This is a genomic window from Mesorhizobium sp. M8A.F.Ca.ET.202.01.1.1 (assembly GCF_004791595.1).
In the GTDB taxonomy this organism is placed as follows: domain Bacteria; phylum Pseudomonadota; class Alphaproteobacteria; order Rhizobiales; family Rhizobiaceae; genus Mesorhizobium.
Map to the genome: position 1 here is coordinate 638,369 of NZ_SRUN01000001.1, position 14,546 is coordinate 652,914.

General features: G+C 63.6%; 12 protein-coding genes. 3 read left to right on the forward strand and 9 right to left on the reverse strand.

Translation table 11 applies throughout. The features are described from left to right. Nucleotides 1-7: 7 nt before the first annotated feature. The 7 genes from dapB to EN845_RS03480 all read right to left on the reverse strand — a co-directional run bounded on the left by dapB (nucleotide 8) and on the right by EN845_RS03480 (nucleotide 7,500). Nucleotides 8-790, reverse strand: a complete 783-nt coding sequence (dapB, locus tag EN845_RS03455; RefSeq protein WP_127871469.1) for a 4-hydroxy-tetrahydrodipicolinate reductase — start codon at nucleotides 788-790, stop codon at nucleotides 8-10. 9 nt (nucleotides 791-799) lie between these two features. Then, entirely contained in the window at nucleotides 800-2,893 is a 2,094-nt protein-coding gene (locus tag EN845_RS03460; RefSeq protein ID WP_127871468.1) for an ATP-dependent helicase, read from the reverse strand. A gap of 71 nt (nucleotides 2,894-2,964) precedes the next feature. Next, the gene (locus tag EN845_RS35295; RefSeq protein ID WP_167531203.1) at nucleotides 2,965-3,138 is read right to left on the reverse strand and encodes a hypothetical protein; all 174 of its coding nucleotides are present in this window, start codon (nucleotides 3,136-3,138) and stop codon (nucleotides 2,965-2,967) included. Nucleotides 3,139-3,425: 287 nt separating this feature from the next. Continuing rightward, entirely contained in the window at nucleotides 3,426-3,623 is a 198-nt protein-coding gene (locus EN845_RS03465; protein ID WP_127871467.1) for a hypothetical protein, read from the reverse strand. A gap of 271 nt (nucleotides 3,624-3,894) precedes the next feature. After that, nucleotides 3,895-5,055, reverse strand: coding sequence for a M20 aminoacylase family protein (locus EN845_RS03470; protein WP_127871466.1), 1,161 nt, complete (start codon nucleotides 5,053-5,055; stop codon nucleotides 3,895-3,897). Then, on the reverse strand, nucleotides 5,048-6,295 hold the full coding sequence (locus EN845_RS03475) for a Zn-dependent hydrolase (protein ID WP_127871465.1): 1,248 nt from the start codon (nucleotides 6,293-6,295) through the stop codon (nucleotides 5,048-5,050). Before EN845_RS03475 ends, EN845_RS03470 begins: the two co-directional genes overlap by 8 nt. After that, nucleotides 6,292-7,500 carry a diaminopropionate ammonia-lyase gene (locus EN845_RS03480; RefSeq protein WP_127871464.1) on the reverse strand — a complete coding sequence of 403 codons (1,209 nt, stop codon included), beginning with the start codon at nucleotides 7,498-7,500 and terminating at the stop codon, nucleotides 6,292-6,294. The genes EN845_RS03475 and EN845_RS03480 overlap by 4 nt, the downstream gene beginning before the upstream one ends. 105 nt (nucleotides 7,501-7,605) lie before the next feature. On the opposite strand from EN845_RS03480, the gene EN845_RS03485 reads away from it, so the two are divergent. From EN845_RS03485 to EN845_RS03495, 3 genes are all read left to right on the forward strand, one after another. Further along, complete coding sequence (locus EN845_RS03485; RefSeq protein WP_127871463.1) at nucleotides 7,606-8,085, forward strand: Lrp/AsnC family transcriptional regulator; 480 nt, start codon at nucleotides 7,606-7,608, stop codon at nucleotides 8,083-8,085. 64 nt (nucleotides 8,086-8,149) lie between these two features. Continuing rightward, nucleotides 8,150-9,292 (forward strand): NAD(P)/FAD-dependent oxidoreductase, encoded by a 1,143-nt coding sequence (locus tag EN845_RS03490; RefSeq protein ID WP_127871462.1) that lies wholly within the window; start codon nucleotides 8,150-8,152, stop codon nucleotides 9,290-9,292. A gap of 316 nt (nucleotides 9,293-9,608) precedes the next feature. Further along, complete coding sequence (locus EN845_RS03495) at nucleotides 9,609-10,103, forward strand: hypothetical protein (RefSeq protein WP_127871461.1); 495 nt, start codon at nucleotides 9,609-9,611, stop codon at nucleotides 10,101-10,103. A gap of 138 nt (nucleotides 10,104-10,241) precedes the next feature. Here the strand turns inward: EN845_RS03495 and EN845_RS03500 are convergent, their stop codons facing one another. Together EN845_RS03500 and EN845_RS03505 are read right to left on the reverse strand one after the other, a co-directional pair. Further along, nucleotides 10,242-12,362, reverse strand: a complete 2,121-nt coding sequence (locus EN845_RS03500; protein ID WP_127871460.1) for a molybdopterin oxidoreductase family protein — start codon at nucleotides 12,360-12,362, stop codon at nucleotides 10,242-10,244. 238 nt (nucleotides 12,363-12,600) lie between these two features. Next, nucleotides 12,601-14,478: an ABC-F family ATP-binding cassette domain-containing protein gene (locus tag EN845_RS03505; protein WP_127871459.1), complete on the reverse strand. Its 1,878-nt coding sequence runs from the start codon at nucleotides 14,476-14,478 to the stop codon at nucleotides 12,601-12,603. Nucleotides 14,479-14,546: the final 68 nt, after the last annotated feature.

Below are 14,546 nucleotides of genomic sequence, written 5' to 3' on the forward strand. Positions count from 1 at the left end.
CGCAGCGTCACGCCCGAGCGCTCTGCCCCAGGACGTCGCGCATGTCGTATTCGCCGGGAGTGCGGCCCGCCACCCAGAGAGCGGCGGCGATGGCGCCACGCGCGAACATGACGCGGTCGCCGGCCACATGCGACACGGTGACGGTCTCGCCCTCGGCGCAGAAGGAGACGCTGTGCTCGCCGACGATGCTGCCGCCGCGCGCCACCGCGAAGCCGATCTCGCCCACCGGCCGCGCGCCGGTGGCGCCATCGCGGACGCGCCTTGCCACCATGTCCAGTTCGACGCCGCGCCCGCCGGCAACGGCTTGCCCCAGCATCAGCGCCGTGCCCGAGGGCGCATCGATCTTGTGGCGATGATGCGCCTCGAAAATCTCGGCATCCCAGTCTTGCTGGGCGAGTGCCCTCGCCGCCTGCTCGACCAATCCGACCAGCATGTTCAGGCCGAGCGAAAAGCTGCCGGAGCGGACTATCGCGATGTTTTTGGCGGCATCGGCAATAATGGCCGCTTCGGCCGCATCGAAACCGGTCGAGCCAATCACCAAGGCTGGCCCGCCGCGTTGCGCACAGAAACTGGCCAGATCGGCGGAGGCAGCCGGCGTGGTGAAGTCGATGACCACATCGGCCATGGCAAGCGCTTCCTCGCGGCTCACCAGCCCATCACCGACACTGCCTGGGCGGTGAAAGCGGGCGGCAAGCGCCAGACGCGCATCGGCCCGCACCGCATCCGCCATCTGGCGTCCCATGCGGCCGAGAGCGCCCGATATGGCGATCCTGATCGGCGGCTGCGACATCGGCTCCTGCTATTTCCACATGCCGCGCATGCGCGCGCCGATGTCGACGCGCACCTCCGGCCGGGGTGCCCTGCCCTGCGCCGCTTGCGCGGCCGGCCACGAAAGCTGCTGGAACGCGGCAAGGATGGAGGCCGGGATGAAACGGGTGCGCGAGGCATAGAGATGACGGTCGCCACGCGCCGCCTGCCCGTGCGGAAAGAAGCGCTGCGGCATGATCAGGTTGAGGCTGTCCTTGGCTCGTGTCATCGCCACGTAGAGCAGCCGGCGCTCTTCCTCGATGTCCTCCTTGGTGCCGACGCCGAGATCGGCCGGAATGCAGCCATCGACCGTGTTCAGCACGAAGACGTTCTTCCACTCCTGGCCCTTGGCCGAGTGGATGGTGGACAGGATCAGATAGTCCTCGTCGCGATGCGGTGGCCCGGCCTGGTCGCTGGTCGCGTCCGGCGGATCGAGGGTCAGCTCGGTCAGGAAGCGTTCGCGCGAAGCATAGCCCGACCCGATTTGCTCCAGTTGCAGCAGATCCGCCCGGCGCGTGGTCGCATCCTCGTGGATGCGCTCCAGATGCGGTTCGTACCACAGCCTGATCTGTTCGAGATCGGCTGGCCACTTGGCGCCGGCACGCAAGCCGGAATAGAGCGATACAAAAGACGGCCAGTCGTCGGCGGCGCGCTGCGGTGGACGCCAGCCGGCCAGGCCCATCGTCTCGTCCAGCGCCGAGGTCATGGACTCGACGATCTGCGCGGCGGCGGAAGGACCGATGCCTGGCAAGAGCTGCAGCACGCGAAAGCCGGCGACACGGTCGCGTGGGTTTTCGGCGAAGCGCAGCACCGCCAGCACGTCCTTCACATGGGCGGCATCGAGGAATTTCAGGCCACCGAACTTGACGAAAGGAATGTTGCGCCGCGTCAGTTCGATCTCCAGCGGTCCGCTGTGGTGCGAGGCGCGAAACAGCACCGCCTGTGACTTCAGCGCGGTGCCGGCCTCTCGCTCCGCCAGGATGGTGTCGCAGACGAAGTTCGCCTGCTCGACCTCGTCACGCACGGTCACAAGTCTTGGCTTGTCGGCAGATTTACGTTCCGACCACAGGTTCTTGGTGAAGCGCTCGGAAGCTTCGCAGATGACCGCATTGGCGGCCGCCAGAATGGTCTCGGTCGAGCGGTAATTGCGCTCCAGCATCACCACGTCGGCGGTCTGCGCGAACTGCCGGGGAAAGTCGAGGATGTTGCGCACCTCGGCGGCGCGGAACGAATAGATCGACTGCGCGTCGTCGCCAACGACCGTCAGCCCGGCGCCGTCGGGTTTCAGCGCAAGCAGGATCGACGCCTGCAGCCGATTGGTGTCCTGGTATTCGTCGACCAGCACATGATCGAAACGCCCGCCCAGATGCGTGGCGATCTCAGGCTCGGCCGTCATCTGCGCCCAGTAGAGCAGCAGATCGTCGTAATCGAGCACGTTCTGCGCCTGCTTGGCCTCGACGTAACTGGCAAACAGCTGCTTGAGCTGCTCTGCCCAGCCGGCGCACCAGGGGAAGGCAGACCCCAGCACCTCACCGAGCGGGGCCTGCGCGTTGACGGCGCGCGAATAGATGGCAAGGCAAGTGCCTTTGGTCGGAAAGCGCGCTTCCGTCCTGGAGAAACCGAGTTCGTGGCGCACGAGATTCATCAGATCGGCAGAATCCTCGCGATCATGAATGGTGAAGGCCGGATCGAGGCCGATCTCCAATGCATAATCGCGCAACAGCCGCGCACCGATGCCATGAAAAGTGCCGGCCCAGGTGAGCGCATCCGTGATCACCGCGGCGTCGCGGCCGAGCACTTCGCCGGCGATGCGCTCGACGCGTCTGGCCATCTCGGATGCCGCGCGCCGCGAAAACGTCATCAGCAGGATGCGGCGCGGGTCGGCTCCCTTGACGATCAGATGAGCGACGCGGTGCGCCAGCGTATTGGTCTTGCCGGAGCCAGCCCCGGCAATGACCAGCAGCGGGCCTGCAATCTTGCCGTCGCCATGTTCGACGGCCCGGCGCTGGGCATCATTCAGCCGGGCGAGATAGGCCGGCTGGACGGTCGAGTCCAAAAAGGTCGAATCATGGGCGGCGAGGTTCATCGCCCATCAAGCATCGTTTCCGCTTTGTTCGCAACAGAGAAGCGGCTCCGCCAATTCGGCGAGCAATACGATCAGCGTTTCGGGTCAACGCCCATCGCCGCCGATTGCCGGCGCAGCGCTTCGCGGTCGTTTGCAGGCGCCGGCAGCAAGAGCGGATCGACAGTGTCGGGGACCTCGTCGATCATCTTGCGGGCGAGACGGTAAGTGACAAAGGCCAGCGTGCCGACCAGAAGCAAACGGATCATGTGGGCGGTCCTCCTTCTCTGGATCAACTGGAGGCCGGGCCTTTTGTTCCCTCGGCGCAATCGCCGCAACCAAACCGGCGCCGCCTCGTTCTGACTTGGAGGAGGTAGCGATGAAAAAGCTAGGACTGATCCTCGCGCTCGTCGCCTTGGCGCTCACGGCCTGTGACAACAAACTGCCGCCGACAAAGGCGACTGGAGGGGACCAAGGTCTCGCAATTCCGGCCGCGAACAATGGCATTGCCAGGCAGTGAATGGTGGCCCGCACCCCGACAATTGCGGGGTCGTCATCAACGCATCGCCGCGATGCATTCCTCGAGGCGGTCGAGGCGGAACTTGGCATTGCGCAGTTCGTGGCCAGCGTCCTGGCGCAGTTGTCGTGTCTGGGCCGAGGCAGCGGTCAAGTTTTGTTCGAGTTCAGCGATACGCGCGCGCACTCGCCGCGCTTCGTCCTGACGCAACGCCTTTATCCAGCTCCGCCCGCGCATCCATGGCTCCCCCCAGCACCAGTCTTGGCAGCAAAACGCTAACTTCCGCCAAGCGCCAGCATTCTAAATTTAACGAAAGCTAATTTAGCGCGCAGGCGAGAAGGCCGGCGCCGCTTGGGAGGTAATCTGATAGCGCCGGCCAGGCGGATATCAGGTCCGCCGCGTGAAGCACGCTAGCTGAGTCTTGCCGCAGCGTCATGCGAGATCAAGGATATCGGCCTTTTCCGGGCGTTTTCCCCCGGTAAAATGCCGCGAAAAGCCCCCCGTGGGTTCAAGTCCCAAGCCGCTGTCTGGCGATGGCGACATGGAAATCGACGCCGAACAACAGCCCGTCATCGTTGAAGTCGTAGCTGGAATTGTGAAGCGGCGCCGAACCCTCGCCGTTGCCGAGGAAGACGAAGCAGCCCGGCACGTGGTCGAGGAAGCGGGCGAAATCCTCCGACGCCGTCATCGGTTCGCGGGCGACCGCGATATTGCCAGGCTCGAAAACCGTCGTGGCGGCGGCGAAGGCCGCATCGACCAGTTCGGCATCGTTGCGCAAAGGCACGAATTCCCTGGTGTAGTTGACCTCGGCGGCAACATTGTACGCGGCAGCGATGCCTTCGGCGATGATGCGCATCTGGCGCTCGATCTCGGCGCTGACCTCGGGGCGGAAGCTGCGCGCGTCGCCAAGGACGCGGGCAAAGCCCGGCAGTGCGTTGCGGGTGCCGTCGGTGATCAGCTCGGTCACCGAAACCACGGCGATGTCGGCTGGGCTCAGCCGGCGCGAGACGATGGTCTGAAGACTGGTGACCAGCGCACAGGCGGCGACCAGCGTTTCCTGACCCGAATGCGGCCGGGCCGCGTGGCCGCCCAACCCCTTGAGCACGATCTCGAAGATATCCTCGGCCGACATGACCGGACCGGCGCGGGTTTCGAAATGCCCGACGGGCAGGCCAGGCATGTTGTGCAGGCCAAAGACCTCGTCGAAGGGAAAGCGCTGCATCAGGCCATCGTCGAGCATCGCCAACGCGCCTTTTCCCCATTCCTCCGCCGGCTGGAAGATGAAGCGCACGGTGCCGTCGAAACCGCCCCCCCCGGCCAGAAGCTTGGCCGCACCGAGCAGCATCGCCGTGTGGCCGTCATGGCCGCAGGCATGCATGAGACCGGGATTGCCGGAGCGGTGTGGCGCGGTCGATTGCTCTGATATGCGCAGCGCATCCATGTCGGCCCTGAGCGCGATGGCACGGTTGCCGTTGCCGCGCTGCAACGTGCCGACGACGCCTGTGCCGCCGACACCCTCGGCGACATCGTCCAGGCCGAATTCGCGCAGCTTGGCCGCGACGAAGGCCGCGGTGCGCTTCTCCTCGAAGCCGAATTCGGGGTGCGCGTGCAGATCGCGCCGCCACCCGGTCATCTCCAGCTTCAGCGCGTCACGGTCGATTTCAGCCATTGCCTGATATCTCCTGATCCGCAAGGCGGGCGACGACATCAAGCAGGATGTTGGCGCCGGCGACAAGCTCGGCATCGTCCGTATGTTCGCGCGGATTGTGGCTGATGCCGCCGGCGCTCGGCACGAAAATCATCGCCGCGGGCGCAAGGCGCGCCATCATCTGCGCATCATGGCCGGCGCCTGACGTCATGCGCTTCGAGACCAATCCGCGGTTGCTGGCGGCAGCCTCGATCAGTTCGACGATGCGGCTGTCGAAAATCACCGGCTCGAAGCGGGCCAGCCGCTCGACCGAGACCGTGACGCCATCGGCGGCCGCGAGGACATCGAGAAATGCGGCAAGTGCCGCCTCCTCCGCCTGCAGGCGATGCTCGAAAGGGTCGCGCAGGTCGACGGTGAAGACGGCGCGCGAGGGAATGACATTGATGGCGTTTGGCTCGAAACGCATCGTGCCGACGGTTGCAACGGTCGGCGTGTTCGAAGCTTTGGCGCGATCGTGCAGGAAAGTGACGACACGCGCAGCCGCATGGCCGGCATCATTGCGCATCGACATCGGCGTGGTGCCGGCATGGTTGGCGAGGCCATCTATGGTGATGCGCTGCCAGGAGATGCCTTGCAGGTTTTCCACGGCGCCGATCGGCACGCCTTCGCGTTCCAGCACCGGGCCCTGCTCTATATGCAGTTCGAGATAGACATGCGGTTTGAGGAAGCCGGGTTCCTCGTCGCCGGCATAGCCGATGCGGGCCAGCTCCTCCCCCAGCACGCTGCCGTCGGTGCCGACGGCGGCCAGCGCCGCCGTGATATCGACGCCGCCGGCATGGACCAGTGAACCCATCATGTCGGGGGAATAGCGAACCCCTTCCTCGTTGGTGAAGGCGGCGACCGCGAGCGGGCGCGACGGGACATAGCCTGACCCCTTCAGCGTCTCGATGACCTCCAGGCCGGCCAGTACACCGTAGCAGCCGTCATAAATGCCGGCATCGATGACGGTGTCGATATGCGAGCCGACGAGGATTGGCGCCTGCCCGGCGTTCTCAGGTACCTGCCAGATGCCGAAGATGTTGCCCATGCGATCGATGGCGATTTCGAGCCCGGCCTCGCGCAGCCAGCCGACGAAGCGGTCGCGACCCAGCCGGTCGGCATCGGAGGCGGCCAGCCGCACCAGCCTGCCCTCGCCATCACGGCCGATGCCGCCGAGTTCGCGGATGCGGCCAAGCAGTCTTTGTCCGTCGATCGAGATCATGGCGTTGCTCCTGAAAGCATCTTGCCGGCAAGCACATCCGCCGGGTTCATGCCGACGAGCTCGGCATAGCGGCGGGGGTCGGTCGCGGCTTCGGTGTTGATGACCAGCACGCGCGAAGTGGCGTCGAGGCCAAGCTCGGCCTTGTGACCGGCCATCGCCCGGATCAGTCCGGCAAGACCGACCCCTCCGCTTTCACCGGCAACGATGGCCGGATCGTTGCCGGACGGCCTTGCCAGCCGCCGCATCACGGCGACGGCGTCGTCCTCGTCGACGGTCATGAAGGCATCGGCGACGCGTGCCAGCACGCGCCAGGCGACAGGCGAGGCCTCGTAGCATTCGAGCATCGCCATGACCGTCGCCTCGCCATGCGCGATCTTGACCGGGTGCCCGGCTTTGGCGGCGCCGAAGACGCAGGCGGCGCGCGCAGGTTCCACCACCGTGAAAACAGGCCTGGCTTCTCCGAGCACGATGGCGAGATGGCCGGCGATCGCCGCCGCGATGCCGCCGACGCCTGCCTGCACGAAGACATGCGTCGGCGGTTCGGAGAGCTGGCGCAGCGCTTCGCGCACGACCGCCGTGTAGCCCTGCATGACAAGCCCCGGAATGCGTTCGTAGCCCGGCCATGAGGTATCGGAAACCACCGTCCAGCCTTTCTCGGCGGCGATGCGCGCCGCCTGCCTGACCGAATCGTCATAATTGCCGTCGACGCGGATCATCTCGGCCCCGTAGCGGGCGATGGCCGCGACGCGTTCGTCGCTGACGCCGGCATGGACGAAGATCGCCGCCTTGGCACCGACGAGTTCGGCGCCCTGCGCGACGGAGCGGCCGTGATTGCCGTCGGTGGCGCAAGCAACCGTCATGGTCGCCGCGACCGACCGGACTTCGGGCCGATCGAGATCGCCGACATCGACGGAGCGGCCCAGACGCTTGCTGGCTTCTTCCAGGACCAGGCGGAAGACCGCATAGGCGCCACCCAGCGCCTTGAAGCTGCCGAGGCCGAGCCGAAAGCCCTCATCCTTGACGTGCAAGGCAGCGAGACCGAGCTCGCCCGCCAGCGCCGGCAGCGCGTGCAGCGGCGTTGCCAGATGATTGTCACGGCGGGCAAGGAAACGCTCGACCGTATCCGCCCCGGCGATGCCGAGGGTTTCGGCATCGGCCGCGCCCAGGGGCCGGCGGTGCAAGGCATTGCTATTGGGCAGGAACATTGGCGGTCTCCTCGGCGTCGTCCGAGAGAAGATATTGCAGGACATGCGCAAAAGGCGCTGTAATTCGGCTCTCAAAATGCAAGTTTGTTTCGTCAGGATACGCCAATGCCGCAGTCGCCGGTCTCCCTCGACAGCTTCGATCTCGCCATCCTTGCCATCGTGCAGCGGGACAATACGACGCCGCAACGGCTGATCGGCGAGGCGGTGAACCTGTCGGCGCCGGCCGTGCAGCGCCGCATCAAGCGCATGGAACAGACCGGCGTCATTGCCGGCAACGTCGCCGTGGTGGAGCCGGCGGCCGTCGGCCGGCCCATCACCATCTTCGTCGAGGTCGAGTTGGAGAGCGAACGCACCGAACTGATCGATGCGGCCAAGCGGCAATTCTCGGCAGAGCCGCAAGTGCAGCAATGTTATTATGTCACCGGCGAGGCCGACTTCATCCTCGTCATCACCGTAGCCGACATGGGCGCCTATGAGGCGCTGACGCGAAAACTGTTCTTCGGCAGCAACAATGTGCGGAAGTTCCGCACCTTCGTCGCCATGGACCGCGTCAAGGTCGGGTTGACGGTGCCCTTGCCTGGATGAGCCCGTGGCACCCCTGCCACGTTTCTGACATTCTCAGGATCGCGAATTAGCGAGCGAGGCGCGCATGGACGAAACCACGAAGGTCGCGATCATCGGTGCCGGGCCAGCGGGCCTGGCGGTTGCCGCGTGCCTGCGGCAAGCCGGAGTGGATTTTGTCATGCTCGAAAAGGAGCAGCAGGCCGCGCCGGCCTGGCGGCGTCACTATGATCGCGTGCATCTGCATACGACCAAACGCTACTCTTCGCTGCCCTTCGTCCCCTTCCCCAAGGATTATCCGCGCTATGTGCCGCGCCATCTCGTGGTCGAGTATCTCGACGCCTATGCGAAGCGTTTCGACCTCGAGCCCCGCTTCAGCGAAACCGTGCGAGCGATCACCCGGGAGGGCCGCGGCTGGCGGGTGGAATCGACGTCCGGCGCCTTACGTGCCTGGCATGTGGTGATCGCGTCCGGCTACAATGCCGAGCCCTTGCTGCCCAAATTTGCCGGCATCGACGCCTTCAAGGGCAAGACGCTGCACAGCGCGGACTACCGCAACGCTACGCCTTTTGCCGGCCAGTCGGTGCTGGTCGTCGGCATGGGCAACACCGGTGCCGAGATCGCGCTCGATCTGGCGGAAGGCGGTGCCCGGCCGACGATCTCGGTGCGCGACGGCGTTCACATCGTGCCGCGCGAACTGTTCGGCGTGCCGATCCAAATGGTCGGCATGGCGACGCGGCTCGGGCCGCGGCGCATCAATGACGCCCTGTTCCCCCTCATTCTCGACCTTGTGCTGGGCAGGCTGGAGAAATTTGGGCTCAGACGGCCGAAGCAGGGATTGCTGCAACAGATCGCCCTTGCGTCGCGCATTCCGGTGATCGATGTCGGCACTATCGGCAAGATCCGCGAAGGCGCGATCAAGGTGGCGCCCGACATCGCCGAAATCTCGGAACGCGGTGCCCGTTTTGTCGATGGCGGCCACGGCGAATTCGACGCCATCCTCTTCGCCACCGGCTACCGGCCGGGCTATGCCAAATTCCTGGACCCCGGCATCCAGCCGGATCGCAGCGGCGTTACCGCGCAAGCTTCGGACCTCGGCCTCTACCTTGTTGGTTTCCACAACGCCGTCACCGGCTTGCTGCGCGAAATCGGGATCGAGGCCCAGTCGATCGCCGACGACATCCGGCACCGGCTGAACAGGAAAAAGGTGGCCGAATTCCTGCCAGTGTGACTTTCCGCGCCTCGGCTGCGCTTGTTGTCTCTCAATCAGCGGCCGGTGCTGTCTTCAGCATCATGCCGGCGATCTTGGCGGCGACAAGCCCCGTCATGTTGGAGAGATCCTGGTTGGGGCCGTGGCGGCCCTAACCGGAGCAGGATTTACGGTCGAATGAGAAAAACGCCTGCCAGGACCGGAAGAGCCGGAATATTGGGTGAGCTGGCGCAAAGCCGACTAAAGGGCGTTGCAAAGCTCAGGTGCAAAATCGTAGCCTTAAATTGGGAATTTATGCGGGACCTCGTATCTGGTAAATAAGACCAAGCGGAGCTTCATGGAACCTTTCAAACATAGCAGCTTCCTAAGACTTTTGGCCTTCCCAAGAATGGTCGGAGATTTCAAATATGAGACATCAGAAAAAGATCTATTTTTTAGACTTTCTGATGCGAATGAAAATCACGGTAGCTTGATAAGCAGAGCGCTTTTAGACAACGTCAATAAGAAATTCTGGATTGAAGCGGGAGTATACAGAAACATTACAACCTTTAAGGCAAAATTTATTGAAAGTGAAGGTGATAAATTTATACATGGATCATTTGTTAATAGCGGGACATGGATATCGTATCCAGCTTTAATTTTGGCTTTTTTTGGATGGATATGTCTCCTAATAGCCAATAAAAATGCACCCGATATGGTTTTCTACCTCGTTTTTTTCGCAGTTTTTCATCTGGGCATTTCTATTTCATTCAACAATCATATAAAAAATATTTCAAAATTTCTTGCAAATGAACTTGATGTACGCCCCATCTCAAAGCTAAATTATTTCTAATCACTAGTTATTTTCGCGATACATAATCTCCGCTAAAATCTCAACAATATTATCTTCGCAGCCATGTGCGGCGCGCGGCCAATATTTTTGCTTTTGTTGCTGCGTCACCAGATGCACGACCAGGAAATCCTTGGCCGGCTATGCCGCCAGCTCCCTTGCCTTGCGCAACCACACCTTGTTGTCGTGGAAGGCCGCGCCGCCATAGGGCGCGGGGGCATCGGCGCCGGTCAGCACGTTGATGCCCTCGCCGCGCTCATGCGCGCTGTTCGGCCAGATGCCTTCGGCGATCACGACGCCACGTTTGATGCCGTCGAACAATCTGGCGTGCAGCACCACCTCGCCGCGCATGTTGCCGATCTCGACACGGTCGCCGTCGGCAAGTTCGAGAGCCGCCGCATCGTCGGGATGCAGCAGGAGTTCGGGGCGGCCTTCCTTCGCCCTTGAAACCGGTGTCTCGGAAAAGGTCGAGTTGAGGAAGTTGCGCGCCGGCGAAGTCGTCAGGCGGAACGGATGCGCTTCGTCGGCCACCTCGATCAGGTCGACATGATCGGGAAATTCCGGCAGCCGCGCCACCGGGCCGAACAGGCCCATGCTCTTCGGCGGCCGGTTGGGAGCCGCCTGCCCGGTCCAGTCGGCGCGGAAGCGGAATTTGCCGTCCGCATGGCCGAAGCCCCGGGTGAAATGCGCGGTTTCGAAATCCGGCTGCAGGTCGACCCACTTCTCTTCCTTCAAGGAATCGAAGCTGCCCAGCCCGCGCTTGCCGAGGATGATGTCGATATGCTGCTGCTCGGTGAGGCCAAAGCCCGGCCGATCGGCGACGCCGAGGCGCTGGGCCAGCTGCTCGATGACGAAATGGTTGGTGCGCGGCCCTTCCGGCGGCTCGATCAGCTTGGGGCCGAGCGTGATATGCTGGTTGCCGCCGCCCTTGTAGATGTCGTCATGCTCGACGAACATCGTCGCCGGCAGCACGACATCGGCAAGCTTGGCCGTGTCGGTCATGAACTGCTCGTGCACGCAGGTGAACAAATCGTCGCGCAGGAAACCTTGCTTCACCAGCCGCTGCTCGGGCGCGACATTCACCGGATTGGTGTTCTGGATGAGCATGGCCGTCACCGGCGGTCCGCCGTAGAGCGCGTCGCTGGCGCCGGTCAGCACCGGGCCGATGCGCGAGTGATCGAGATAGCGGATCGAGGGATCGCGCATTCTTGAGCCTTCCAGCACATCCTGATTGAGCTTGAAGATGCCGGAATTGGAATGGAAGGCGCCGCCGCCCTCATACTGCCAGGCGCCGGTGACCGCGGCGATGCATGACGCCGCATGCATGTTGACGGCGCCGTTGCGCTGGCGCGCAAAGCCGTAGCCGAGCCGGAAATAAGTCTTTTTCGTCGTGCCGACGAGCCGGGCGAAGGCCTCGATCTCGGCGACCGTCAAACCGGTGATATCAGCCGCCCACTCCGGCGTGCGGGTGCGCAGATGCGCTTCAAGGCCCAGAGGGTCGTCGGTGTATCTTTCGAGATAGGCGCGGTCGGCCAGGCTTTCTCTGAACAGGACATGCATGACAGCACAAGCCAGCGCGCCGTCGGTGCCGGGCTTCAGCACCAGGCCCATGTCGGCCTGTTTCATGGTGGCGTTTTCATAGACGTCGATGACGACGATTTTCGCGCCGCGTTCCTTGCGCGCCTTGATGGCGTGGGTCATGACATTGACCTGCGTGACCACCGCGTTGGTGCCCCAGATCACGACGCAATCGGATTTGGCCATTTCTCGCGGATCGGGACCGCGCAAGGCGCCCGCCCCCATCATCCAGCCGGTCCAGGCGAGATTGGTGCAGATCGAGCCGAAGAAGCCCGAGTACTTCTTCGCATGCCGCAGCCGGTCGATGCCGTCGCGCTGCACCAGCCCCATCGTGCCGGCGTAATAGTAAGGCCAGACCGTCTCCGATCCGTACTTCTCCTCGGCCGCGATGAAATTCTCGGCAACGAGGTCGAGTGCGGCTTCCCAGCTTGCCTCCTGCCAGACGCCCTCGCCCTTGGCGCCCTTGCGCACCAGCGGCTTCAGCAAACGGTCGGGATGATGGACGCGGTCGGCATAGCGGGCGACCTTGGCGCAGACGACCCCGGCCGTATAGGTATTGGACTTGGCGCCATGGACGCGGCCGATGCGGTTGCCATCAAGCAGTTCGACCTCAAGCGCGCAGGTCGACGGGCAATCATGCGGACAGGCCGAATGGCCGATACGGAGCTTCGCGTGCTGGTTCATGCCATTTGTCTAGCGGGTTTTGACGGTGGCGTGTAGGGCCAGATGATTAGCCAATCTCCCCCCTTGTGGGGGAGATGTCCGGCAGGACAGAGGGGGGTGCGAAGGATCGCGGCCTATCGAGCCCAATCAATGTGCCACCGAAGTTGGCGATGGTGATTGCAAAGAGACCGGCAGGTTGGCGGGACAGCGCCCCCCTCTGCCCTGCCGGGCATCTCCCCCACGAGGGGGGAGATTAGCTCTACTCCGCCGTCCCTTCCTCATATTCCGCGGACATGGTCAGCCATTTTTCCTCATGGCCGGCCAGCGTCTGGGCAAGCTGCGAGCGTTCCTTGGCGAGCCTGGTCGCCGTCGACGGATCCTTCTCGTAGACCGCCGGGTTGGACAGTTCGTCCTCGATGCCGTCGATGCGTTTGCGGATGCGGTCCATCAGCGCCTCGGTGGCGCGGATTTCCTTGGCCAGCGGCTCGAAGGCGGCGCGGCGCGCTGCCGCGTCGCGGCGGCGATCGGCTTTTGACGCCTTGTCGGCCTCGCGCTTGCCGCGACGGTCGCCGGAGACGCCGGTCACCAGCGTCTTGTAGTCCTCGAGGTCGCCGTCATAGGGATTGACCGCACCATCCTTGACCAGCCACAGCCGGTCGGCCGTAGCCTCGAGCAGATGGCGGTCGTGCGAGATCAGGATGACGGCGCCGGGAAATTCATTCAGCGCATGGATCAGCGATTCGCGGCTGTCGATGTCGAGATGGTTGGTCGGCTCGTCGAGGATAAACAGGTTCGGCCCCTCGAAGGCCGACAGGCCCATCAGAAGGCGCGCCTTCTCGCCACCGGACAGATCCTTGGCGGGCGTGTTCATCTTCTCGGTGGTGAGACCGAACTGGGCGACGCGGCCGCGCACCTTGGATTCCGGCGCCTCGGGCATCAGCCGGCGGACATGCTCATAGGCATTTTCCTCGGGACGCAGATCGTCGAGCTGGTGCTGGGCGAAGATCGCCACCTTCAGCCCGGGCGCCACCGTCATGGTGCCGGTTTCCTGCTTCAGGCGACCCGACAGCAATTTGGCGAAGGTCGACTTGCCGTTGCCGTTGGCGCCGAGCAGCGCGATGCGATCGTCAGCGTCGATGCGCAGCGTCATCTTCTTCAGGATCGGCTGGCCCTCGGTATAACCGACATTGACGTTGTTCAGCGCAACGATCGGCGAGGCCACCGTCTTCACAGGTTGGGGGAAAGAGAACGGCCGTACCGTGTCGTTGACGATGGCCGAGATCGGCTTCATCTTTTCCAACGCCTTGATGCGCGACTGCGCCTGTCTTGCCTTGGAGGCCTTTGCGCGAAACCGCTCGACGAAGGATTCCATATGCTTGCGGGCGGCTTCCTGCTTGACCCGGCCCTTTTCCTGCAACTCCTTCTGCTCGGTGTACTGGCGCTCGAACTGGTCGTAACCGCCGCGCCAGAAGGTCAGCTTCTTCTGGTCGAGATGAACGATCGAGTTGACGGCGCGGTTGAGCAGATCGCGATCGTGCGAAATCAGGAGCACGGTGTGCGGATACTTTGAGACGTAGTTTTCCAGCCACAGCGTGCCTTCGAGGTCGAGATAATTGGTCGGCTCGTCGAGCAGCAGGAGATCCGGCTCGGAAAACAGTACGGCGGCCAACGCCACGCGCATACGCCAGCCGCCGGAGAAGGACGAGGCCGGACGCCGCTGCGCGGCGTCGTCGAAGCCGAGGCCGGCGAGGATGGTGGCCGCGCGCGACTCGGCCGAATGAGCATCGATGTCGGCCAGCCGCATGTGGATGTCGGCGATGCGGTGCGGATCGGTCGCCGTCTTCTCTTCTTCGAGCAGCGCCGTGCGCTCGAGATCGGCCTTGAGCACGATCTCGATCAGCGGGTCCTCGGTTCCAGGCGCTTCCTGCGCCACCTGGCCGATGCGCGTATTCTTCGGCAGGCTGATCGAGCCTGTCTCGGAGGGAAAATCGCCTGTTATGGCCTTGAACAGCGTCGTCTTGCCGGTGCCGTTGCGGCCGACGAGACCGGCCTTGGTGCCGGCCGGCAAGGTGAGCGAGGCGTGGTCGAGAAGCAAGCGCCCCGCCATGCGGAGTGAAAGGTCATTGATGATAAGCATGGCCGCGCTTTTGCACTGGACATCAACGCTTCGCAAGACCTTGCGGGCCAGTTGGCCGCACAAGGCCT

Excerpts from the sequence above, each read along its gene's own strand:
- dapB (WP_127871469.1), bottom strand. The coding sequence starts at position 790 with ATGTCGCAGCCGCCGATCAGGATCGCCATATCGGGCGCTCTCGGCCGC.
- EN845_RS03460 (WP_127871468.1), bottom strand. The coding sequence starts at position 2,893 with ATGAACCTCGCCGCCCATGATTCGACCTTTTTGGACTCGACCGTCCAG.
- EN845_RS35295 (WP_167531203.1), bottom strand. The coding sequence starts at position 3,138 with ATGATCCGTTTGCTTCTGGTCGGCACGCTGGCCTTTGTCACTTACCGT.
- EN845_RS03465 (WP_127871467.1), bottom strand. The coding sequence starts at position 3,623 with ATGCGCGGGCGGAGCTGGATAAAGGCGTTGCGTCAGGACGAAGCGCGG.
- EN845_RS03470 (WP_127871466.1), bottom strand. The coding sequence starts at position 5,055 with ATGGCTGAAATCGACCGTGACGCGCTGAAGCTGGAGATGACCGGGTGG.
- EN845_RS03475 (WP_127871465.1), bottom strand. The coding sequence starts at position 6,295 with ATGATCTCGATCGACGGACAAAGACTGCTTGGCCGCATCCGCGAACTC.
- EN845_RS03480 (WP_127871464.1), bottom strand. The coding sequence starts at position 7,500 with ATGTTCCTGCCCAATAGCAATGCCTTGCACCGCCGGCCCCTGGGCGCG.
- EN845_RS03485 (WP_127871463.1), top strand. The coding sequence starts at position 7,606 with ATGCCGCAGTCGCCGGTCTCCCTCGACAGCTTCGATCTCGCCATCCTT.
- EN845_RS03490 (WP_127871462.1), top strand. The coding sequence starts at position 8,150 with ATGGACGAAACCACGAAGGTCGCGATCATCGGTGCCGGGCCAGCGGGC.
- EN845_RS03495 (WP_127871461.1), top strand. The coding sequence starts at position 9,609 with ATGGAACCTTTCAAACATAGCAGCTTCCTAAGACTTTTGGCCTTCCCA.
- EN845_RS03500 (WP_127871460.1), bottom strand. The coding sequence starts at position 12,362 with ATGAACCAGCACGCGAAGCTCCGTATCGGCCATTCGGCCTGTCCGCAT.
- EN845_RS03505 (WP_127871459.1), bottom strand. The coding sequence starts at position 14,478 with ATGCTTATCATCAATGACCTTTCACTCCGCATGGCGGGGCGCTTGCTT.